Raw genomic sequence first — 21172 nt, forward strand, 5'->3', positions numbered from 1 at the left:
CGATAGATATATACCGCACGGACTCTCTTCCAGGCCCTTGTAATCGGTACCGATCCCCCTGCTGAACCGCAGGGAACCAACCGAAACAAGACAAGAGAAGCCGCATCATGCAAACAACCCCTTCAAATGGCGCTTCAAACGCCCCAGGCACTTCATCCCCGACCACAGCTGAGGCCCATCAGGGTCAACTCCAGGACTATGAACTGTTGCGATCAGTTTTACGTGATGAGGTGGGTTCACTATCTGGTTTTTCCCAAACGCTACTCAGGCCACGATCTTTTTCACCCTTGAATCATGAAAACGAAACTGGCCAGGAAGCGTTACAGCAGTTGCTTGTGGATCCCGACTACCGTGCACTGTGCAAAAAAAACAATGTCTCCCCGCACTATCTGATCGTCACCTTGAAAGACGGGGCCTGTGTTTATGAGACTTCAAATCGCGAAGGTGCAAACAAGATCGAACTGCCCCTGACAGGAAACGAAAACTGGCAAGCACTTCGAACCCGGATCGAAAAGGCTGCCACCTTGCTGGGCGGACAAATTCGCTATGACCGCCTGATCTCGGCACCCCTGATTGCCACGTTTTACGGGTTACACCCTTGGGACCCGGCCAACACCGCTGAACATCAGGCTGCCATCGATACACTTGAAGAAAAGATCGCAACATTTCAATTGGGGCTCGAAGACGACTTCAACATACTGGACCTCAAACCAACTCTTAAGAAAGAAGATCGACAGGTTTCTTTTCAAGGCTTTCTGACAACCGAATCGCGTGATGAATTGCAAGGGCAGTTCATTACAGGCGAAATCAAAAGAGTCATCCAATCGTTTCTACCTGACGGGGTTACATCCCCGCTGACCCATTTAGCCAACGACATTCTTGCGTCAGCCATGCCTGAAAAGGTTGATGTCCAACCAACAATTTTTCTTAAAAAGATCCTGCAAAGTCCGGAAGCTGAAAAATTAGGAACCGTTTTGCTGACAACGATGGATTGGTATGGCGGAAAAATGGGTGAAGAAACCTCGCCTCATATAAGCACCAAACTGGTAGCCCAAGCGCTGCGAATCTGGTTCAAATCGCAAACGATTGAATACCCTGACAGGATCGCCGGCTACGACCTAAATTCCAACTTAAACTGGGGAAAAAGCTACAGAGATATATGGAGGGAATTTAAAGACCATTTATTCACATCAAGACGGGCCATCTCAAAAAAAGAAGCCACCGTCATGGCAAGGTTGTTCCTCCATGAGTTCCCCACCGAATTCCGCATCAGCGACATTCCGAAAGAGTTGCCTTATAGAAGCTCCGTTGTTTGGGTCAACTTTGTGAGCGGCGTAAATCTCATAAGCCTCACCGACTCCAAGGCGCTGTACAGAAAAACCTTCCAACAGCTGGTCGATATGCCTTTGAAAATAAGCGAGGACGCGAAAAAAGAGCAACTGCTCGCTGTAGCTCTAGCGAGGCTACTGCCGACAGTGGAGTGGGCGGCAACCCAGGGTTTAATTCCTCAAAAACGACATGAAGAATATACACAGACCGAAATTGACTTAGCGATATCAGAACTGGACACATACACCAATGCTTTGAGCGACGCGCTCAGCAAACTCAATGAAGAGACGCCCAAACGCCTGTCCATTGCAAAATCCGTCATCGATCATGATTTCCCTAAAGTTTCTGACAAAGATTCTGTAATCGATTCCTTCTGGAGTGACCATGAACTGGCGGCGCCCGCTCGATACCTTAATCGGGCAAAAAGACTCTCGACCATTGACGTCGTTGCGGACAACAACTTTGACGACAAAAAAACATGGGCAGTTATCAAAAAAAACAGCAACACCATCCGTTTTTATATTTGGTTAGATAAAGATAGAAAACTACGCACCGGAGACACTTCATCCAGCAAAAAACACAACAATACAATCTGCAATGCCAAAGAACTATTTGAACAATACTTCAAAAACCACATAACTTCGCAGACCAACTCCTATAAAACAGTGATAAAAAGCTTGTTGTCATCACTTACATTCTCTGACCGGCAGGCGCTGGAATTGGGAATGCTCAAGATATACACCCTGAGAAAGGAAACGTATAAAGTAGAGGCCCAGCACGAAACGCCTGAAAAAATATTACCGCTCCGCGCCCGTAATGGCCTGCTGTTGCTGACTACATACCAAGGTGTTACCCGCACATTTGAACTGCTGCCAAGAGCCGGAGTCATACGCCGCATCGGCAATCTAGAAGCGGAGCTATTGGGCGGTCTACTCAAGTCCGAAACCTGGCACATAGGCATGACCCCCTACCACGTCGAAGTCTTGCGCCATGAGACATTAAACTTTGACTGGAAAGCTCACTCAACAGGCAGTAAACCGCTGAGTGCAGCGCATTGCGAGGCCATCATCGAACAATTGGGCCACACGTTCATGCCCCCCGGCAGCACTATGGAGAACGCCGACGGACTAGCCCTGACGATAAACTCAAAACGCAGCCAGGAAATCAGTCACTTCATCGCTACCGAACTGCTGTACGTTGATCCGGAAGCGCTTCACCACGCTGCTTATGGTCAGACAGAGTTTGACCGCATCGAGGCCTCTCAGAAACGCTTCGAGAATTTCGCCAAGACTCTCGTACCGTTCTGGACGAATATCGAAGACATAACCTCCGATGATTTAGAACGTAAGGTGAACGGTGCATTCGGCCTGTCAATGGATCTGGCTTCATTTGGCCTGCCCATCGGCAAACTGGCCTCCGGCTCGCTAAAACTACTGGGCAATACAAGACGGCTGACGATACTCGCCAGACTCACCGCATTTGCGTCACTGACTAAAGAGGTGTCGATTTTGACCCTGCAAGCATTGAATCCGGTTGACGGAGTCGGCTCGCTGCTCAAGACACTGGGATCCCGAGGGGTAAAGCTGGGTAGATCCGGCATTTTCAAAATCAAAGCTATGGCGGGCAAGGCCGGCCACTACGAATTTGCTCAGAGTCTGCCACAAATCGGCGATGCGGGCCGCTGGAGGCCTTTGTCGACCGGTGATCGACTAGCGTCAGTCAAAGGCTTGGAAGATGTGCCTGTACGCAATACCGGTTCCGCTGTATCGCCAGCCTTCCATGCAGTCGATCCCGTTTCAGGCAAACCTTTCGGACCGAGTTTGCCCGCGCATGACATATCAATGGGCCCTTCGACATATCAGAAAATAGGCATTGCGGATAACGAGGAGCTGTATGTAATTGCCGAAACAGCTCATGTGAGAAAGACATTAGAGGTTGATGGTAGAACAACCGTGTTCATCGACAACGTGCCATACCGAAATCATGAAAATGCTTTGTGGCGTGTCGACAGCCTCGATGCAAGCAAGAGTCTCAAAACTGCTCCTTGTCGTTCTCGCAGGGCCCCCGGAGAAATCTGCAAAACCACGTACGTCTCCACCGACGGTCCTGCTGAGCGCCCCACCGCAGGCACTTTTATGGATGTTGAGGATAGTTGGGCTCCATGGTTCGGGGACGGCAGATTCACCCCCTCTCAACCGACATCAACCCAACCCCGTCAACTACTGGCGTTTGAAGGGAAAATTTACGAGTTCAAAGACGGGAAACTCATTGCTTACAAGGGCATGCCTAAATGGATCGGCCTTACAAAAAAAAAGCCTATACCCAAGAAAATCATCAACGCCCGCCTCGAATTTCAGCAGGGAATCTATGGAGGCTTGAAAGTGACCGGCAGCGCCGAAAAAATCGATGATGTGCATGAAGTCGGCGCGCTCGTCGTTTATTCCAAGGACAAAAGCCATCGGTATGTATTCGCCAAGTTGCATTTGGATGATTACTACATGGCCAAACTTTCAGCCAGCGAGAGCGTCCAAGGGCCGTTGCAAATGAACAAGGTGTCCGAACAACAACTTTTGGACGATACGGTCGAAAAAGAGCTACGGCGCATATACATAGGATCCTTGAATGCTAACAACATGGTGCGCATTCATGGAAAAGATAAGGTTCATCTGGCGCTGGATAAGCTCGATGAATTCGCGGTAAACATTGGAGCACCGGCGAATCCTATTGATGAATTGAAGTGGGTGCACGTGACAGCCTATCCGGCAACATCACTATTGTTTGATGGCCCAACAAGGGCGATGGCCGCCACACTTTCAGATGGCGCGAGTTTATGGGCCAAAAGTACTATGACATCCATCGAATTACAGCAAGACGTTGCGAATAGATTCGACACCCTTTTTTTAAGGGGTACAAGTGCGGCACCCAACAGCACGAAGATTGACTATGCGATGGAGGATCTACAAAAGCTCATCCCATCCAATTATCAGCAAAAGCTGCGTAATATCGCTTTTGCCGAAGTCAAAACCGCTACAGGAAAGAGTGAAGTTTACGTCAGTGTTTCTGGAGCGGGGAACAATACCAGACACCTCCCCCTGTTCAAGCGCAACGGAAGTCAAGTTAAGTACGGTGACTCGGTCTATTTCAACGTCGACCACTTGAGGCCGTCGACAACCCCTGACTCCTTAACACTATCGAGTAGCGAGTCGTTGCTATCGATCCCTCACCCAATTACCCATCCGGCCCGACCCGACGTAATCCAGTGGGCAACTTCCGTAGACAGCGAAAGTAAATTGATCGGTTACATCAGTGATAAATACCCAAACACTGGTGACATAAAATCGATCAACGTTGTCACTACCCTGCCGCCGTGCGACTCATGCTCAATCATTCTGAAAGGGTTCGGTTATGAACATAGGGTCGATGTGATCAACGTGATATGGGGCAAGCGCCCTAATGGACGCCAAGCACAATCCTGACAACCACAGCAACAAATCCTGCAGCATTGGCAGCTCTTCGAGCAATCCATACTAAGTTCAACCCGCTCAATGTTGCTGCAAATGCCCATAAAGCTTGGCATACAACCCCCCATCAGCAATCAACTGCTGATGGTCGCCATCCTCGGCAATTTGCCCGCCATCGAACACCAGCACCCGATCGGCCTGCTTCACCGCGGACAACCGATGCGCAATGATCAGCGTGGTGCGGTGGCTCAGAAACCGCGCCAGTGCCTGGTGCAGGTTGTATTCGGTGGCGGCATCCAGCGCTGAAGTGGCCTCATCGAGGATCACCACTTTAGGGTCGGCCAGCACCATCCGCGCAATCGCCAGGCGTTGACGCTGGCCGCCGGACAAGCGCACACCGGAACGTCCGACGATGCTGTCCAGGCCATTGGGCAACTCTCGAATCGTGGCGTGCAATTGCGCGATTTCCAGCGCTTGCCAGCAGGCCTCGTCACTGCGCTCACGACCCATCGTCAGGTTGGCGCGCACGGTGTCGTTGAACAGCGCCGGATGTTGCAGGACCACGGCGACATTTTCCCGCACGATTTCCAGGCCGATCTCTTGCTGGGTCGAGCCGCCGAAGCGAATCGTCCCGGCGAGCGGCGTGTACAAACCCAGCAGCAACTGCACCAGGGTACTTTTGCCGCCACCGCTGGCGCCGACAATCGCGACCTTTTCGCCGGGGGCAATCGACAGGTTCATCTGGTTCAACACCAGCTCATCGCCGTAACCGAAACTCAATCCCTGGACTTCGATGCCCACGGTTTCGCGACCGTTGAACGGGTCGACACCGCCCGGGTATTCAGGCTCATCGGCCCGGGCCAGCAACTCGTTGATCCGCGACAGCGCGCCGCCGGCCGCGTAATAGGCGTACTGCAGATTCAGCAGCTGTTCCACCGGACCGATCATGAACCACAGGTAGCTGAACACCGCGAGCATCTGGCCAATGGACAGGTCGGAAAACAGCACGGTGAGCATCGCCGCCGCACGGAAAATATCGATGCCGAACTGGAACAACAAGCCGCTTGCACGGTTCGAGGCATCGGTTTTCCACTGAGAGTTCACCGCGTAATCGCGCACTTCCCGGGCGCGCTGACCCAGGCGTCCAAGGAAAAATCCCTGACGGTTGCCGGCACGCACTTCCTGAATGGAGTCGAGGGTTTCGGTCAGCGCCTGGGTAAAGCGCGAAGTGCTGTCGTTCTCGAGTTTCTTCAGGTGCTTGACCCGTTTACCCAGCAGTACCGTGGCGTAGATCACCAGTGGGTTGAACAGCAGGATCAGCAACGCCAGCTTCCAGTGCATCCACATCAGGATGGAGGCGGTGCCGACCAGGGTCAGCATGGCCACAAGGAAACGACTGAGGGTTTCGCCGACGAATTTGTCCACGGTGTCCAGGTCGGTGACCAGATGCGTGGTGACCGTGCCGCTGCCCAGGCTTTCGTATTCGCCCAGGGAAATACGCTTGAGCCGTTCGATCAGCCGTGTGCGAATGCGATACACGATGTCTTTGGCCAGTGCCGCAAACAACTTTGCCTGAACCACGTTGAAGAACAAGGCACCACAGCGTAGCAACAAGGTCACCAGCAGCATCAGGCCGATGTAGCCCGTCGCTTTTTGCCAGTCGTCGGGCAACGCGTGGTTCATGATCTTCAGCGCGGCGTCACCGTGGCCCAGTAGCACTTCGTCCACCAGCAACGGCAGGAGCAAGGGAATTGGCACGCTACACAGGGTCGCCAATACCGCCACGCCGTTGGCGATCCACAGGGATTTTTTGTGATGCAGCGCCAGGCGACGGATTTCTGCCCAGCTCAGACGGTCGACACGTGTAGCGGTTGGGGCGTCGTCGGGCAGATCATGCACAGGCAGCGCGCTCCAGCCAACGGCCGAGCAACGGAGACAATACGCTGAGCGGCTGATAGCCATTGGTCAACAGCGCCAATTGACCATCACGCTCAGCCAGTAAGGTAGGGAAACCGGCAATGCCCAGGTCCTGGACCCAGGTAAAATCGGCCGCCGTCGCGGCGTGCTGATCGGCACGGTCGAACGCGGCGGCGAATTCGATGCGCGGCAGACCGGCCTGCTCCGCCAGCTCCACCAGAACGCTGGCGTGGGTGACGTCGCGCCCTTCGGCATAAAACGCGTGCTGAATCAGCCCGAGCAGTTTCCACGCGCAATCCGGCGCCAGACTGCGTGCAGTCACCAGCGCCCGACAGGCAGGTTCGGTGTCGTAGACAAACCCGTCGGGCAATGCGCCTTCCAGCTTGAACGGTTGGCCAGTCGCCTCGGTGACCGCCTGCCAATGCTCAAGGATGTAGCGCCGGGTGGTCGGCTCCAGCGCGGAGCCGCTGCCGGTACGCAAACCGCCCACCACCAGGTGCACGTCCACCCCCGCTGCTTGCGCCTGCTCGACCAGCGCGTTGGCCACCGGCGCGAAGCCCCAGCACCAGGAACACATCGGGTCCATCACATAGAGCAGGCGTTGCACAGACATGGTTCAAGCCTCGGAAGGAGTTTGCTTGTAGTTGTAGCCGATCGGATGAGGCAGGTTGCGAGCCTTGGCCAGTTCGATCTGCTTTTGTCGGTCGATGGCACTGCGACGGGTCTTCTCGCTCAGTTTATCCCAGCAATGCGGGCAACTGATGCCGGCCACGTAGTGCTCGGATGCGCGGTCGGAGGCGCTGATCGGTGTACGACAGGCATGACATTGATCGTAGTCGCCTTCGCTGAGGTCGTGGCGCACGGTCACACGGTTATCGAACACGAAGCAGTCGCCCTGCCATTTGGTTTCTTCCTGCGGCACCTCTTCGAGGTACTTCAGAATGCCGCCCTTGAGGTGATAGACCTCGTCGAAGCCCTGGCTGAGCATATAGCTCGACGCCTTTTCACAACGAATGCCGCCGGTGCAGAACATCGCGACTTTCTTGTGCACGGCCGGGTCGAAATTGGTTTTGATGTAATCGGGGAATTCACGAAAACTGGTGGTTTTCGGGTCGATGGCGCCTTCGAAGGTGCCGATCGAGACTTCGTAGTCGTTGCGGGTGTCGATCAACAGCACTTCCGGATCGCTGATCAACGCGTTCCAGTTCTCTGGATCGACGTAGGTGCCGACCTTTTTGTTCGGGTCCACGCCTTCGACGCCGAGGGTGACGATTTCTTTCTTGAGTTTGACTTTGGTGCGATAGAACGGCTGGTCGTCGCAGTACGACTCTTTGTGGTCGATGTCGTCCATGCGCGGGTCGTTCTTCAGCCAGGCCATCAGCCCGTCAATGCCTTCGCGGCTGCCGGACACGGTGCCGTTGATGCCTTCTTCGGCGATCAGCAGCGTGCCTTTGATGCCGTTGTCGACCATCGCTTGCAGCAGTGGCTCGCGCAGGGCGACGTAATCTTCCAGGGTGACGAACTTATACAGTGCCGCCACGACAATCTGTTGTGTCATGGGTGATTCTCCAGGTGGCTACCCTCGTAAGGGGTAAACCGGATGCGAAAAAAAAACGCGCCGGGTGAGCGGCGCGTTGCGGATTCTAGCAAAAAACCGATGCTTAATGCTTGCTGCCGCCAGCACAGGTCGGCGAGGCCGGAGCCGCGTCGATCTGTGCCCATTCCTCTGGCGTGTAGGTATGCAGCGCCAACGCATGGAACTCGCCCATCAGCTCGCCGAGCGTGCCGTAGACTTTCTGGTGACGCTTGACGCGGTTGAGCCCTTCGAACTGCTGGCTCACCACCACGGCCTTGAAGTGGGTCTGCAACCCACGGCTGTGCATGTGGCTTTCATCCAGCACTTGCAGATGCTGCGGCTGCAACAGGCCCAGCGTCGATTCGATGCGTTGTTGCATGGTCATACCGAACTCCGCTTAAGGCTTTTTCTTGGCTGGAGCAGCGGCGCCTTTAGGCTCCAGCTCGGCCGTCATGTCAGCCAGCAGTTTGTTGACCACAGGCACGGCGCTTTCCAGCTTGGCTTGAGTCATCTGGGCCGATTGCTGAGTCAGCTGCGGCATTTTTTCCAGGACTTTCTTGCCCAGCGGCGACTGGTAGAACGCGACCAGGTCCTTCAGCTCGGATTCGCTGAAGTTGGTGGTGTAGAGCTTGACCATGTCCGGCTTCAGCTTGTTCCAGCCAATGGCTGCATCCAGAGCTGCGTTAGCCTTGGCCTGGTAGGTTTCCAGCAAGGCTTTTTTCGATTCAGGGGCTTTGGTCTGTTCAAAGCGCTGAGCGAACATTTGCTGCACTTGCATGTACACCGGAGTGCCCAATTTGTCAGCGTGCGCCAGAGTCAGGAAAGCTTCGGCACTGGCGTTGTGGCTGGCGGTATCGGCAAAAACAGGGCCGCTGGCGCAAACCAGTGCAACCGCGGTACAGATGGCACGAAGACGAGTCATCGAGTTTCCTTTTCTAGCAGGCGAGGTCATTACCCCAAGGGCGACCATTCTGCACCTAAAAAAGTGTGTCACTCAACCCCAAGCCTTGTCTGGCCTGATTTAGAGGGGTTGAATGGTCAAAAAACAGACTGATGGAACCACGGCCGGCGATCACGGCCTAAACTGCGCTATCAGACCTACAGGAGTGTGCATGATGAGCCGTATCGAAACCGACAGCCTTGGCCAGGTGGAAGTCCCGGATGAGGCCTACTGGGGCGCTCAGACGCAACGCTCGCTGATTAACTTCGCGATCGGCAACGAAAAAATGCCGCTGGCGGTGCTGCATGCCCTGGCGCTGATCAAGAAAGCCGCGGCGCGGGTCAATGACCGCAACGGTGATCTGCCCGCCGACATCGCCCGGCTGATCGAACAGGCCGCCGACGAAGTGCTCGACGGCAGCCACGACGACCAGTTCCCGTTGGTGGTGTGGCAGACCGGCAGCGGCACCCAGAGCAACATGAACGTCAACGAAGTGATCGCCGGTCGGGCCAACGAACTGGCGGGTAATGCTCGTGGCGGCAAGTCGCCGGTTCACCCTAACGATCACGTCAACCGCTCCCAGAGTTCCAACGACTGTTTCCCGACCGCCATGCACATCGCGGCAGCCCAGGCCGTGCAACAGCAACTGCTGCCGGCGATCAGCGAACTGTCGGGCGGATTGGCCGAGCTGTCCGCGCGGCACATGAAGCTGGTCAAGACCGGTCGCACCCACATGATGGACGCGACACCGATTACCTTCGGTCAGGAACTGTCGGCGTTCATCGCGCAACTGGATTACGCCGAACGGGCGATCCGCAGCGCGCTGCCGGCCGTCTGTGAACTGGCCCAGGGCGGCACCGCGGTCGGCACCGGGCTGAACTCGCCCCACGGTTTTGGCGAAGCCATCGCTGCCGAGCTGGCCGCCCTCTCCGGCCTGCCGTTCGTCACAGCACCCAACAAATTCGCCGCCCTGGCGGGTCATGAGCCGCTGACCACGCTGTCCGGCGCGCTGAAAACCCTCGCCGTGACCCTGATGAAAATCGCCAACGACCTGCGCCTGTTGGGCTCCGGGCCGCGAGCAGGCTTCGCCGAAGTCAAACTGCCGGCCAACGAACCGGGCAGCTCGATCATGCCGGGCAAGGTCAATCCGACTCAGTGCGAAGCGCTATCGATGCTGGCGTGTCAGGTATTGGGCAACGACGTCGCCATCGGGTTTGCCGCAAGTCAGGGGCACCTGCAGCTGAACGTGTTCAAACCGGTGATCATCCACAACCTGCTGCAATCGATCCGTCTGCTCGGCGATGGCTGCAGCAACTTCCAGCAGCATTGCATCGCCGGTCTGGAACCGGATGCAGAGAAAATGGCTGAACATCTGGAGCGTGGGTTGATGCTGGTGACAGCGCTGAATCCGCACATTGGTTATGACAAATCGGCGGAGATAGCCAAAAAGGCTTACGCAGAAGGGCTGACCCTACGTGAGGCGGCGTTGCAGTTGGGGTATCTGACGGATGAAGAGTTTGATGCGTGGGTAAGGCCGGAGAATATGCTGGAGGCCGGTGCCAAGGGCTGAGTTTTGTAGCGCCTGACACTCCGTCTTCGCGAGCAAGCCGAATCGTCGCACCGCCGCTCCCACAGGTAATCGCATTCTCCTGTGGGAGCGAGCCTGCTCGCGAAGCACGATGACGCAGTTTAACTGGCTGCCATCCGCACCTTCCGGGCCCTGAGCCCGGCAATCAACGACGGCCCCAACGCCACCAGCGCCGACCCCAGCACCACCAGCACTGCCCCGCCATAACCCAGACCATTGATCGTCTCGGCATGCACATAGTCCGGCCACAACCACGCAGCCACTGCCACCGCAGCGAACGTCACCAACGGCGTAATCGCCAGCGTCGCACTGACCCGCGATGCCTCCCAATGCGCCAGAGCCTCGGCAAACGCGCCATAGGCGATCAGGGTGTTCATGCAGCACGCCAGCAGTAGCCAGCCTTGCAGCGGACTCAGTTGCAGCGCTTCCAGCGGATGCACCCACGGCGTCAGCAACATCGCGCAGAACAGGTAGATCACCATCATCACCTGCAGCGAATTCCACACCGTGAGCAATTGCTTCTGGCCCAGGGCGTAGAACGTCCAGACCGTGGACGCCAACAGCACCAACAGCACGCCGGTGGTGTACTCGGTCAGCGAGGTCAGCAACTCGGCCAGCCGCTGATTGAAAAACAGGGCAAAGCCGATCAACAGCACCAGCAGGCCAATCCCCTGCCCCACGCTGAACCGTTCCTTGAACACAAACAGACTGGCGATCAGCAACATGATCGGGCCCATCTGCACCACCAGTTGCGCGGTGCCGGGGCTAAGCAGGTTCAGGCCCATCAGGTACAGCACGTAGTTGCCCACCAGGCCGAGCACCGCCATCAACACCAACCAGCCACCACGCGGCCCGAGCACCTTGCGGCTCGGCAGGCGTTTGGTCGCCGCCAGATAAATGAACAGGCACCCGCCGGATACGATCAGGCGAAACCAGGTCACCGTGACCGGGTCCATCACCAGCAGCACTTGCTTGAGTTTGATCGGCAGGATTCCCCACAGCAGCGCAGTCACCAAGGCCAGGAACAGACCGTAAACCCAGCGACCCGATGAAATGTGCATTGCGAACCCCGAAGCCAAGTGGCGAGAAAGGCCATTCTAGGCTTAGAGCCGTTCGGCACACAGGGACAGTTGGGCGCTGGCCGCGAATGAAACTGTGCAGGTCGCACCATTAAATTGGCGCTATGCCGTCGATCGGTTGGCCAGGCGTTGCAAGTGGTTCATGCATAAGCTCATGGGATTCGCCAACAGGAACATTCCTCAGGAGATCGCCATGTACGGCAAACGCGCCCAGGACAATGCCCCCGCCACGCACTTTCGCTGCGACCGGGTGTGTCGTGTGAATGGGGATTTGTATTTCAGCACCCGGGAAAACACCCTGGAAGGGCCGTTTGAAAATCCGGAGAAGTTGGCGCGGGAGGTACAGGCTTACATCGAGCGGATGTTGCTTTTGCGTATGAGCCTGTAGACCGCGGCGCCGCCATTCGCGAGCAAGCCCGCTCCCACAGGGATCTAGTGTGCGACATAGATCCAATGTGGGAGCGGGCTTGCTCGCGAAGACGGTTGATCAGGCAACACAAGTCTTCCGGATTTAACGCACGGCCTCGAACAACCCGGTCGCCCCCATCCCGCCACCCACACACATGGTGACGATCCCGTAACGCACGTTGCGGCGCTGCAATTCACGCACGAGATGCCCGACCTGACGCGAACCGGTCATGCCGAACGGATGGCCGATGGAAATCGAGCCGCCATTGACGTTGTACTTGTCGTTATCGATCTCCAACCGAATACGGCTGTACAAACATTGCGAGGCGAACGCTTCGTTGAGTTCCCACAGATCAATGTCGGAAATCCGCAACCCCTTGGCCTTGAGCAATTTCGGCACCGAAAACACCGGGCCGATGCCCATTTCATCCGGCTCGCAACCCGCCACGGTGAAACCACGGAAGAACGCCTTGGGCTTCAACCCCAGTTCCAGTGCTTTTTCCAGGCTCATCACCAGCGTCATCGACGCGCCATCAGACAGCTGCGAAGAGTTGCCGGCCGTCACCGAACCGTCTTCGGCAAACACCGGTTTCAATCCCGCCAGGCTTTCCAGGGTGGTGTTCGGGCGATTGCAGTCATCGTGATCGACGATGCCGTCAAGGATCTGCACCTGACCGGTGGCCTTGTCTTCAACGCGATACTTCACCGCCATCGGCACGATTTCATCGTCAAACAATCCATCGGCCTGAGCCTGAGCGGTACGTTGCTGACTTTGCAGCGCGTACAGATCCTGTTCTTCGCGCCTGACGTCGTAACGACGAGCGACGATTTCGGCTGTCTGGCCCATCGGGAAATAGATGCCGGGCACCTGCTCTTTGAGCAGCGGGTTGATCAGGTTGTCGGTGTTGATGCTTTTCATGGTCAGGCTGATGGACTCGACGCCACCGGCGACGATGATATCGCTGCAACCCGAAGCAATCTGGTTGGCGGCGATGGCGATCGCCTGCAAGCCCGACGAGCAAAAACGGTTGAGGGTCATGCCGGCAGTGCCGGTGCCCAGGCGCGACAGCACCGCGATGTTGCGGCCGATGTTGAAGCCCTGGCCCCCTTCGTTGGAACCGGCACCGACGATGCAATCCTCGACGCTGGCCGGGTCGATGCCCGAGCGCGCCAGCAGCGCATTGACGCAATGGGCCGCCATGTCGTCCGGGCGGGTCAGGTTGAACTTGCCGCGAAAGGACTTGGCCAGGCCGGTCCGCACGCTGTCGACGATCACCACTTCACGCATGGCATACCTCATTGTTGTTGTCGGTTGAGAGTGGACCGAGCATAAGTCCACTGCATTACCGACCGCGACAATCATTCACCCCGCGTATGCGTAACCATCGCTCACTTCTTGTGCTGTTTCACTTTCCTGTCGTGTTTGTCGGACTTTTCAAACGCCTCTTCCAGCGCCAGATTGATGGTGCGCAGGACTTTGACCCGCGCCCAGCGCTTGTCATTGGCTTCCACCAGCGTCCAGGGCGAGATCTCGGTGCTGGTGCGATCAACCATGTCACCGACCGCCGCGCGGTAGGCGTCCCATTTGTCACGATTGCGCCAGTCATCTTCGGTGATCTTGAAACGCTTGAAGGGAATTTCTTCCCGCGCCTGGAAACGCTCCAGTTGCGTCTGCTTGTCGATGGCCAGCCAGAACTTGACCACGATCACCCCGGCCTCGGCGATCAGCTCTTCAAAATCATTGATTTCACTGTAGGCCCGCAACCAGTCCGCCGGCGGGCAGAAGCCTTCGATGCGCTCCACCAGCACCCGCCCGTACCACGAACGATCGAACACCGTGAACTTGCCCTTGGCCGGGATGTGCCGCCAGAAACGCCACAGATAAGGCTGCGCCCGTTCCTCTTCGGTGGGCGCGGCAATCGGCACGATGCTGTACTGACGCGGATCGAGGGCCGCCGCAACCCGGCGGATCGCCCCGCCCTTGCCAGCCGCATCATTGCCTTCGAACACCGCCACCAAGGCGTGCCGACGCATGCGTTTGTCGCGCATCAGGCCGGAGAATCGCGCCTGCTCGGTAATCAGTTGTTCTTCGTAATCGTCCTTGTCCAGACTCTGGGTCAAATCCAGGCTGTCGAGCAGGTTCAACTGATCGACATGGATGGGCAACGGCGCGGCGTTGACCTTGTCGGGATGAACCTTGGGTCGCTTCAGGGCATTTTGTAGGCCTTCGAGCAGGATCTTGCCCACCGCCAGGCTGCGGTAATGAGGGTCCACCCCTTCGATCACGTGCCAAGGCGCGTAGTCGCGACTGGTACGGCGCAACACGCGTTCGCCGTATTTCACGAATTTGTCGTAGGTTTGCGATTGTTGCCAGTCCAGCGGACTGATGCGCCAGCTGTGCAGCGGGTCATCCGCCAGGGCCTTGAGCCGCGCCTTCATTTGCTTCTTGGAGAGGTGGAACCAGAACTTGAAGATCAGCGCGCCTTCATCGCAGAGCATTTTTTCAAAGCGCTCGGACTGGTTGATCACCTGATCCAGCACTGGGTCCTTGAACAAGCCATGAACCCGGCCTTGCAGCATCTGGCTGTACCAGTTGCCGAAGAAAATCCCCATGCGGCCCTTGGCCGGGAGCATCCGCCAATAGCGCCAGGCCGGCGGCCGCGCCAGCTCTTCGTCGGTCTGCTGATCGAATGTGCGGACCTCGATCAAGCGTGGGTCCATCCATTCGTTCAGCAACTTGACCGTCTCGCCCTTGCCGGCGCCTTCGATGCCATTGATCAGAATGATCACCGGAAAACGGCTTTGCTGATGAAGTTCGAACTGCGCTTCGAGCAAGGCTTCACGCAGGGCCGGTTCTTCGGCGTCGTAGGTTTCTTTGTCGATGGCGTGACCGATTTCGGCGGATTCGAACATGGGACGGCTCCTTCCAGGATTGAGCAAGACTAGCGGATTGACCTCTCCTGCGGGGGAGAAATCCCATTTTCACCATTCGAGCTGGCTCGGACGTTGCCATGGATCAAGCACCCTGCTGGCGATCGGCTAGAATGGCCGCCTTGCCGTTGCCGAGCCTGCCATGAAACCTGTATTGCCCCACGCCCAGCTCGACTGGGACGACCAAGGGCTCCCGCGTTCGCGGGTGTTCGATGATGTGTATTTTTCCGATCTGTCGGGGCTGGACGAAACCCGTTACGTGTTCCTCGAACAGAACGCTTTGCGTGAACGCTTTGCCGCATTGCCGGCCGGCGGTCGACTGGTGATTGGCGAGACCGGTTTCGGCACCGGGCTGAATTTCCTTTGCGCCTGGCAGCTGTTCGAACAGCACGCGGTGGCCGGAGCGCGGCTGCATTTTGTCAGTGTCGAAAAGTACCCGCTGAGCCTGCCCGATCTGCAGCGTGCCTTGGCCTTGTGGCCGGAACTCAAACCGTTTGCCGATCAATTGCTGACGCAATACATCGCAATCCACCCAGGCTTCCAGCGCCTGGTGCTGGACAACGGCCGCGTGACCCTGACCCTGCTGATCGGCGATGCGCTGGAGCAATTGCCACAACTGGACGCGCAGATCGATGCCTGGTTTCTCGACGGTTTCGCCCCGGCGAAAAACCCTGACATGTGGACCGCCGAGCTGTTCGCCGAACTGGCGCGTCTGGCGGCCCCCGGCTCGACCATCAGCACCTTCACCAGCACCGGTTGGGTGCGCCGCCTGCTGAATGCGGCGGGCTTCAAGATGAAGCGCACGCCAGGCATTGGCCACAAATGGGAAATCCTGCGGGGCGTGTTTCTCGGCTGGTCTGAAGAAGTCCCGGCGCCCGCCGCGGCCAAACCATGGTTCGCGCGCCCGACGCCACTAAACGGCGAGCGGCGTGCGATGGTGATCGGCGCCGGTCTGGCCGGTTGCGCCAGCGCCGCCAGCCTGGCGGCGCGGGGTTGGCACGTGAGTCTGCTGGAGCGTCACAATGCGCTGGCGCAGGAAGCCTCGGGCAATCCTCAGGGCGTTTTGTATCTCAAGCTGTCGGCCCATGGCACCGCGTTGTCGCAATTGATTGTCAGTGGTTTCGGTCACACCCGACGCTTGCTCGAACATCTGCAACGGGGCGTCGACTGGGACGATTGCGGGGTCTTGCAACTGGCCTTCAACGCCAAGGAAGCCGAGCGTCAGGTGCAATTGGCCGCCGCCTTTTCGCCAGACCTGGTGCACGTGCTCGATCAACCGCAAGCCCAGATTCAGGCCGGCATCGCCCTGGAGCACGGCGGATTATTCTTCCCGCAAGGTGGCTGGGTTCATCCGCCGGCGCTGTGCCATTGGCAGGCGTCTTCGGCGAACATCCAGTGGCTGCCCCATCGCGATGTCCTGGAACTGCGCAAGGTTGATGATCAGTGGCAGGCCTGGGACGGTGATGATTTGCTGGCCAGTGCCCCCGTGGTGATCCTGGCCGGCGCCGCCGAGATCAAGCGTTTTCCACAAAGCGCCGAGCTGCCCCTCAAACGCATTCGTGGCCAGATCACCCGACTGGCGCAAACCCCTGAAAGCCAGAGCCTGGCCACCGTCGTCTGCGCCGAAGGCTATGTGGCGCCGGCTCGACTGGGCGAACACACCCTCGGCGCCAGCTTCGACTTCAAGAGCGATGACCTGACCCCGACCCTCGCCGAACACCTCGGCAACCTGGCCTTGCTCGAGGAAATCTCCCCCGACCTGGCCACGCGACTGCATGCACAGGAACTGGACCCGCAACAGCTCGAAGGACGCGCCGCGTTCCGCTGCACCAGTCCGGACTACCTGCCGATCGTTGGCCCGTTGGCCGAACCAGCAGCCTTCGCCGATGCCTACGCCGTACTGAGCAAGGACGCCCGGCAAGTACCGGACATTCCCTGCCCCTGGCTTGAGGGTTTTTACGTCAACAGCGGCCACGGTTCTCGCGGCCTGATCACCGCGCCACTGTCGGGTGAATTGCTCGCGGCATGGATTGAAAACGAGCCTCTGCCCCTGCCCAGAACGGTCGCCGAGGCCTGCCATCCCAACCGTTTTGCCGTGCGCCAGTTGATCCGCGGAAAAGTCTGACGGCGCGCCTTATAACTTATCGGTCTAAAACTCCGGGGATTCAGCCGGGTCAGTTTCTGAGTACCCGCCGTTTTTGGCGCGGTATCGATTGACCCTCCCCAACGGAAAAACCGGTAAGGAATTTATGTGCGGATTAGCTGGCGAGTTACGCTTTGATCATCAACCTGCGGACCTCGCGGCCGTTGAACGAATCACCCATCACCTGGCCCCTCGCGGCCCTGACGCATGGGGCTTCCACAGCCAGGGGCCGATTGCCCTGGGCCATCGTCGCCTGAAAATCATGGACCTGTCGGACGGCTCGGCGCAGCCGATGGTCGACAACCAACTGGGCTTGTCCCTGGCCTTCAACGGCGCGATCTACAACTTCCCGGAACTGCGCACCGAGCTTGAAAGCCTCGGTTATGCCTTCTATTCCGGTGGTGACACCGAAGTGCTGCTCAAGGGCTATCACGCCTGGGGCGAAGCCTTGCTGCCCAAGCTCAACGGCATGTTCGCCTTCGCCATCTGGGAGCGCGACGCCCAACGCCTGTTCATCGCCCGCGACCGTCTCGGCGTGAAGCCGCTGTACCTGTCGCGCACCGGCCAGCGCCTGCGCTTTGCCTCGGCGTTGCCGGCGCTGCTCAAGGGCGGCGACATCAACCCGATCCTCGATCCGGTGGCGCTCAATCATTATCTGAATTTCCACGCCGTGGTCCCGGCCCCGCGCACCTTGCTGGCCGGCATCGAAAAACTGCCACCAGCCACCTGGATGCGCATCGAAGCGGATGGCACCACTGAGCAGAAAACCTGGTGGACCCTGCCCTACGGCCCACACGCCGACGAGACGAATCTGACACTCGAAGACTGGCGCGACCGTGTACTCGACAGCACCCGCGACGCGGTGGCGATCCGTCAACGTGCAGCGGTCGATGTGGGTGTGCTGCTTTCGGGCGGTGTCGATTCGAGCCTGCTGGTCGGTCTTTTGCGTGAAGTCGGTGTTGAAAACCTGTCGACCTTCTCCATCGGTTTCCAGGATGCCGGCGGCGAGCGAGGCGACGAGTTCCAGTATTCGGACCTGATCGCCAAGCACTACGGGACCCAGCATCACCAATTGCGCATCGACGAAAAAGAGATCATCGAGCAACTGCCCGCAGCGTTCCGCGCCATGAGCGAGCCGATGGTCAGCCATGACTGCATCGCCTTCTATCTGCTGTCCCGGGAAGTGGCCAAGCATTGCAAAGTAGTGCAGAGCGGCCAAGGTGCCGACGAGTTGTTCGCCGGTTATCACTGGTATCCACAAGTCGACGGCGCCGAAGATCCGTACGCAGCCTATCGCGATGCGTTTTTCGACCGCAGCTACGACGACTATGCCGCCACCGTGCAGCCGAAATGGCTGACGGCCAATGACGCGGCCGGTGACTTCGTGAAGGAACATTTCGCACAGCCCGGCGCCGATGCAGCGGTGGACAAAGCTCTGCGTCTGGACAGCACGATCATGCTGGTGGACGACCCGGTCAAACGCGTCGACAACATGACCATGGCCTGGGGCCTGGAAGCGCGTACACCATTTCTCGACTACCGCCTGGTGGAATTGTCGGCGCGCGTGCCGGGCAAATTCAAACTGCCGGACGGTGGCAAGCAAGTCTTGAAAGAAGCGGCGCGGCTGGTGATTCCGAGTGAAGTGATCGATCGCAAGAAAGGTTACTTCCCGGTGCCGGGTCTGAAGCATTTGCAGGGCGACACGCTGAACTGGGTGCGCGAACTGCTGCTCGATCCGAGCCAGGATCGCGGCCTGTTCAAGCCAGAAATGCTCGATCGCCTGCTGACCGATCCACAAGGTCAATTGACCCCGTTGCGCGGCTCCAAGCTGTGGCAATTGGCGGCCCTGAACCTGTGGCTCAGTGAACAAGGAATCTGATCGATGAAACCCCACGCCACGGCCTACAGCCAACGCTTGTTGCGCGGTCAGGCGCCCTCGTACGAACGCTTGCAGGCACGCCTGGCCGAAGACGGCAGTGAATTGGGCGCCGCACCGATCGCCGTGCATTGCGGTTGGGGCCGGTTACTGATCGGCCACACCTTTCCCGATGCGGCGAGCCTGGCCCAAGAGTTGCTCAACGAGCACACCGGTGAGCGCGACATCGCCTTGTACGTGGCTGCGCCTCAGCAAGTGCTGGGGCTGGAGCCGGCCCAGCTATTCCTCGATCCGTCCGACACTTTGCGCCTGTGGTTCAGCGACTACCGCCAGTCGACTCGGGTGTTTCGCGGCTTTCGCATCCGCAGGGCCCAGAGCGATGCGGACTGGTTGGCGATCAATCAGCTGTATCAGTTGCGCGGCATGCTGCCGATCGACGCAAGTCTGCTGACCCCGCGCCATGAGGGCGGCCCGGTGTATTGGCTGGCCGAAGATGAAGACAGCGGCGCGATCATCGGCAGCGTCATGGGCCTCAATCATCACAAGGCGTTCAACGATCCGGAAAATGGCAGCAGCCTGTGGTGCCTGGCGGTCGATCCGCAATGTTCGCGACCGGGTGTCGGTGAGGTGCTGGTGCGGCATTTGATCGAGCACTTCATGAGCCGTGGGCTGAGTTACCTGGACCTGTCCGTGCTGCACGACAACCGGCAGGCGAAAAGTCTTTACGCCAAGCTCGGGTTTCGCAACCTGTCGACGTTCGCGATCAAGCGCAAAAACTGCATCAATCAGCCGCTGTTTCTGGGCCCGGGTCCTGAAGCGGAGTTCAATCCTTATGCACGGATCATCGTCGAGGAAGCGCACCGTCGCGGCATCGAAGTGCAAGTCGATGACGCCGATGCCGGCCTATTCACCTTGATCCATGGCGGTCGCCGCGTACGTTGCCGTGAATCCCTCAGCGATCTGACCAGCGCCATCAGCATGACGTTGTGCCAGGACAAAAGCTTGACGCACAAAGTGCTCAAGGCCGCCGGTTTGAACCTGCCGTCGCAGCAACTGGCCGGCAACGCCGATGACAATCTGGCGTTTCTCGACGAGCACGAACGGGTGGTGGTCAAACCGCTGGATGGCGAACAGGGCCAAGGCGTTGCGGTGGATTTACGGACTATCGAAGAGGTCCAGCAGGCCATCGAATCCGCCCGCCAGTTCGACAGTCGCGTGCTGCTGGAGAGCTTCCACGAAGGCCTCGATTTGCGGATTGTGGTGATCGGTTTTGAGGTGGTCGCCGCGGCCATTCGCCGACCGGCAGAAGTGGTGGGCGATGGTCAGCATTCCATCGGTGCGTTGATCGAAGCCCAGAGCCGGCGTCGTCAGGCGGCGACCAGCGGTGAAAGCAAAATCCCGCTGGACCATGAGACCGAGCGCACCTTGCACGCGGCGGGTTATGACTACAGCAGCATTCTGCCGGCCGGTGAGCATCTGTTCGTACGCAAGACGGCGAATCTTCATACCGGCGGGATTCTTGAGGATGTCACGGCGATTCTGCATCCGACCTTGGTGGATGCGGCGGTGCGGGCGGCGCGGGCGCTGGATATTCCAATGGTCGGACTCGACCTGATGGTGCCCGCGGCCGATCAACCGGAGTACGTGTTTATCGAAGCCAATGAGCGCGCCGGATTGGCCAACCATGAACCGCAGCCGACGGCCGAGCGGTTTGTGGACTTGTTGTTTCCGCACAGTCAGCCGGCGGCCTCTTAGTGATGTAGTGCCCGGACTGGCGCCTTCGCGAGCAAGTCGGATCGCCGCACCGCCGCTCCCACAGGGGAATGCGGTCAAATGTGGGAGCGGGCTTGCTCGCGAAGGCGGCCTGACAGGCTACACAGATTCTTTCTCTTCATCGAAACCATCGATGGCCTCAACTCATCAG

14 protein-coding genes are annotated in these 21172 nt (G+C 58.2%); 6 read left to right on the forward strand and 8 right to left on the reverse strand.

What is annotated here, in order from left to right; translation table 11 throughout:
* Positions 1 to 107: 107 nt before the first annotated feature.
* The gene (locus ASC74_RS16455) at positions 108 to 4805 is read left to right on the forward strand and encodes a deaminase domain-containing protein (RefSeq protein WP_082555833.1); all 4698 of its coding nucleotides are present in this window, start codon (positions 108 to 110) and stop codon (positions 4803 to 4805) included.
* A 66-nt stretch (positions 4806 to 4871) separates the two neighbouring features.
* On the opposite strand, the gene ASC74_RS16460 is transcribed toward ASC74_RS16455, so the two are convergent.
* The 5 genes from ASC74_RS16460 to ASC74_RS16480 all read right to left on the reverse strand — a co-directional run bounded on the left by ASC74_RS16460 (position 4872) and on the right by ASC74_RS16480 (position 9205).
* Positions 4872 to 6689 (reverse strand): ABC transporter ATP-binding protein, encoded by a 1818-nt coding sequence (locus ASC74_RS16460; RefSeq protein WP_056742485.1) that lies wholly within the window; start codon positions 6687 to 6689, stop codon positions 4872 to 4874.
* Positions 6682 to 7284 (reverse strand): DsbA family protein, encoded by a 603-nt coding sequence (locus ASC74_RS16465; protein WP_177338865.1) that lies wholly within the window; start codon positions 7282 to 7284, stop codon positions 6682 to 6684. The genes ASC74_RS16460 and ASC74_RS16465 overlap by 8 nt, the downstream gene beginning before the upstream one ends.
* Before the next feature lie 39 nt (positions 7285 to 7323).
* The gene (gene trhO / locus ASC74_RS16470) at positions 7324 to 8265 is read right to left on the reverse strand and encodes an oxygen-dependent tRNA uridine(34) hydroxylase TrhO (RefSeq protein ID WP_056742487.1); all 942 of its coding nucleotides are present in this window, start codon (positions 8263 to 8265) and stop codon (positions 7324 to 7326) included.
* Positions 8266 to 8368: 103 nt separating this feature from the next.
* Complete coding sequence (locus ASC74_RS16475) at positions 8369 to 8668, reverse strand: BolA family protein (RefSeq protein ID WP_008151216.1); 300 nt, start codon at positions 8666 to 8668, stop codon at positions 8369 to 8371.
* Between the two features lie 12 nt (positions 8669 to 8680).
* A complete protein-coding gene (locus ASC74_RS16480; RefSeq protein ID WP_056742489.1) occupies positions 8681 to 9205 on the reverse strand; it encodes a DUF2059 domain-containing protein in 525 nt (174 codons plus the stop codon).
* A gap of 193 nt (positions 9206 to 9398) precedes the next feature.
* On the opposite strand from ASC74_RS16480, the gene ASC74_RS16485 reads away from it, so the two are divergent.
* On the forward strand, positions 9399 to 10793 hold the full coding sequence (locus ASC74_RS16485; protein ID WP_033053219.1) for a class II fumarate hydratase: 1395 nt from the start codon (positions 9399 to 9401) through the stop codon (positions 10791 to 10793).
* A 119-nt stretch (positions 10794 to 10912) separates the two neighbouring features.
* On the opposite strand, the gene ASC74_RS16490 is transcribed toward ASC74_RS16485, so the two are convergent.
* A complete protein-coding gene (locus ASC74_RS16490; protein ID WP_056742492.1) occupies positions 10913 to 11872 on the reverse strand; it encodes a DMT family transporter in 960 nt (319 codons plus the stop codon).
* Positions 11873 to 12083: 211 nt separating this feature from the next.
* Between ASC74_RS16490 and ASC74_RS16495 the strand changes: the two genes are divergently transcribed.
* Positions 12084 to 12278 (forward strand): DUF6316 family protein, encoded by a 195-nt coding sequence (locus ASC74_RS16495; protein ID WP_033055288.1) that lies wholly within the window; start codon positions 12084 to 12086, stop codon positions 12276 to 12278.
* A gap of 123 nt (positions 12279 to 12401) precedes the next feature.
* Here the strand turns inward: ASC74_RS16495 and ASC74_RS16500 are convergent, their stop codons facing one another.
* Together ASC74_RS16500 and pap are read right to left on the reverse strand one after the other, a co-directional pair.
* Positions 12402 to 13586, reverse strand: coding sequence for a thiolase family protein (locus tag ASC74_RS16500; protein WP_056742494.1), 1185 nt, complete (start codon positions 13584 to 13586; stop codon positions 12402 to 12404).
* 101 nt (positions 13587 to 13687) lie between these two features.
* Positions 13688 to 15211, reverse strand: coding sequence for a polyphosphate:AMP phosphotransferase (pap, locus tag ASC74_RS16505; RefSeq protein ID WP_056742496.1), 1524 nt, complete (start codon positions 15209 to 15211; stop codon positions 13688 to 13690).
* Between the two features lie 160 nt (positions 15212 to 15371).
* On the opposite strand from pap, the gene mnmC reads away from it, so the two are divergent.
* From mnmC to ngg, 3 genes are all read left to right on the forward strand, one after another.
* Positions 15372 to 17354, forward strand: coding sequence for a bifunctional tRNA (5-methylaminomethyl-2-thiouridine)(34)-methyltransferase MnmD/FAD-dependent 5-carboxymethylaminomethyl-2-thiouridine(34) oxidoreductase MnmC (gene mnmC, locus ASC74_RS16510; protein WP_056742498.1), 1983 nt, complete (start codon positions 15372 to 15374; stop codon positions 17352 to 17354).
* Positions 17355 to 17478: 124 nt separating this feature from the next.
* Entirely contained in the window at positions 17479 to 19251 is a 1773-nt protein-coding gene (locus tag ASC74_RS16515; protein WP_056742500.1) for an N-acetylglutaminylglutamine amidotransferase, read from the forward strand.
* A gap of 3 nt (positions 19252 to 19254) precedes the next feature.
* Positions 19255 to 21003 carry an N-acetylglutaminylglutamine synthetase gene (gene ngg, locus ASC74_RS16520; protein ID WP_056742502.1) on the forward strand — a complete coding sequence of 583 codons (1749 nt, stop codon included), beginning with the start codon at positions 19255 to 19257 and terminating at the stop codon, positions 21001 to 21003.
* The last annotated feature ends 169 nt before the right edge of the window (positions 21004 to 21172 follow it).

The sequence above is a fragment of the Pseudomonas sp. Root329 genome, assembly GCF_001424925.1.
Taxonomy (GTDB): Bacteria; Pseudomonadota; Gammaproteobacteria; order Pseudomonadales; family Pseudomonadaceae; genus Aquipseudomonas; species Aquipseudomonas arabinosi.

Bases quoted from the DNA above. Each gene is read 5' to 3' on its own strand.
- ASC74_RS16455 (WP_082555833.1), top strand. From the start codon at position 108: ATGCAAACAACCCCTTCAAATGGCGCTTCAAACGCCCCAGGCACTTCA.
- ASC74_RS16465 (WP_177338865.1), bottom strand. From the start codon at position 7,284: ATGTGTTCCTGGTGCTGGGGCTTCGCGCCGGTGGCCAACGCGCTGGTC.
- trhO (WP_056742487.1), bottom strand. From the start codon at position 8,265: ATGACACAACAGATTGTCGTGGCGGCACTGTATAAGTTCGTCACCCTG.
- ASC74_RS16475 (WP_008151216.1), bottom strand. From the start codon at position 8,668: ATGACCATGCAACAACGCATCGAATCGACGCTGGGCCTGTTGCAGCCG.
- ASC74_RS16480 (WP_056742489.1), bottom strand. From the start codon at position 9,205: ATGACTCGTCTTCGTGCCATCTGTACCGCGGTTGCACTGGTTTGCGCC.
- ASC74_RS16485 (WP_033053219.1), top strand. From the start codon at position 9,399: ATGAGCCGTATCGAAACCGACAGCCTTGGCCAGGTGGAAGTCCCGGAT.
- ASC74_RS16490 (WP_056742492.1), bottom strand. From the start codon at position 11,872: ATGCACATTTCATCGGGTCGCTGGGTTTACGGTCTGTTCCTGGCCTTG.
- ASC74_RS16495 (WP_033055288.1), top strand. From the start codon at position 12,084: ATGTACGGCAAACGCGCCCAGGACAATGCCCCCGCCACGCACTTTCGC.
- ASC74_RS16500 (WP_056742494.1), bottom strand. From the start codon at position 13,586: ATGCGTGAAGTGGTGATCGTCGACAGCGTGCGGACCGGCCTGGCCAAG.
- pap (WP_056742496.1), bottom strand. From the start codon at position 15,211: ATGTTCGAATCCGCCGAAATCGGTCACGCCATCGACAAAGAAACCTAC.
- mnmC (WP_056742498.1), top strand. From the start codon at position 15,372: ATGAAACCTGTATTGCCCCACGCCCAGCTCGACTGGGACGACCAAGGG.
- ASC74_RS16515 (WP_056742500.1), top strand. From the start codon at position 17,479: ATGTGCGGATTAGCTGGCGAGTTACGCTTTGATCATCAACCTGCGGAC.
- ngg (WP_056742502.1), top strand. From the start codon at position 19,255: ATGAAACCCCACGCCACGGCCTACAGCCAACGCTTGTTGCGCGGTCAG.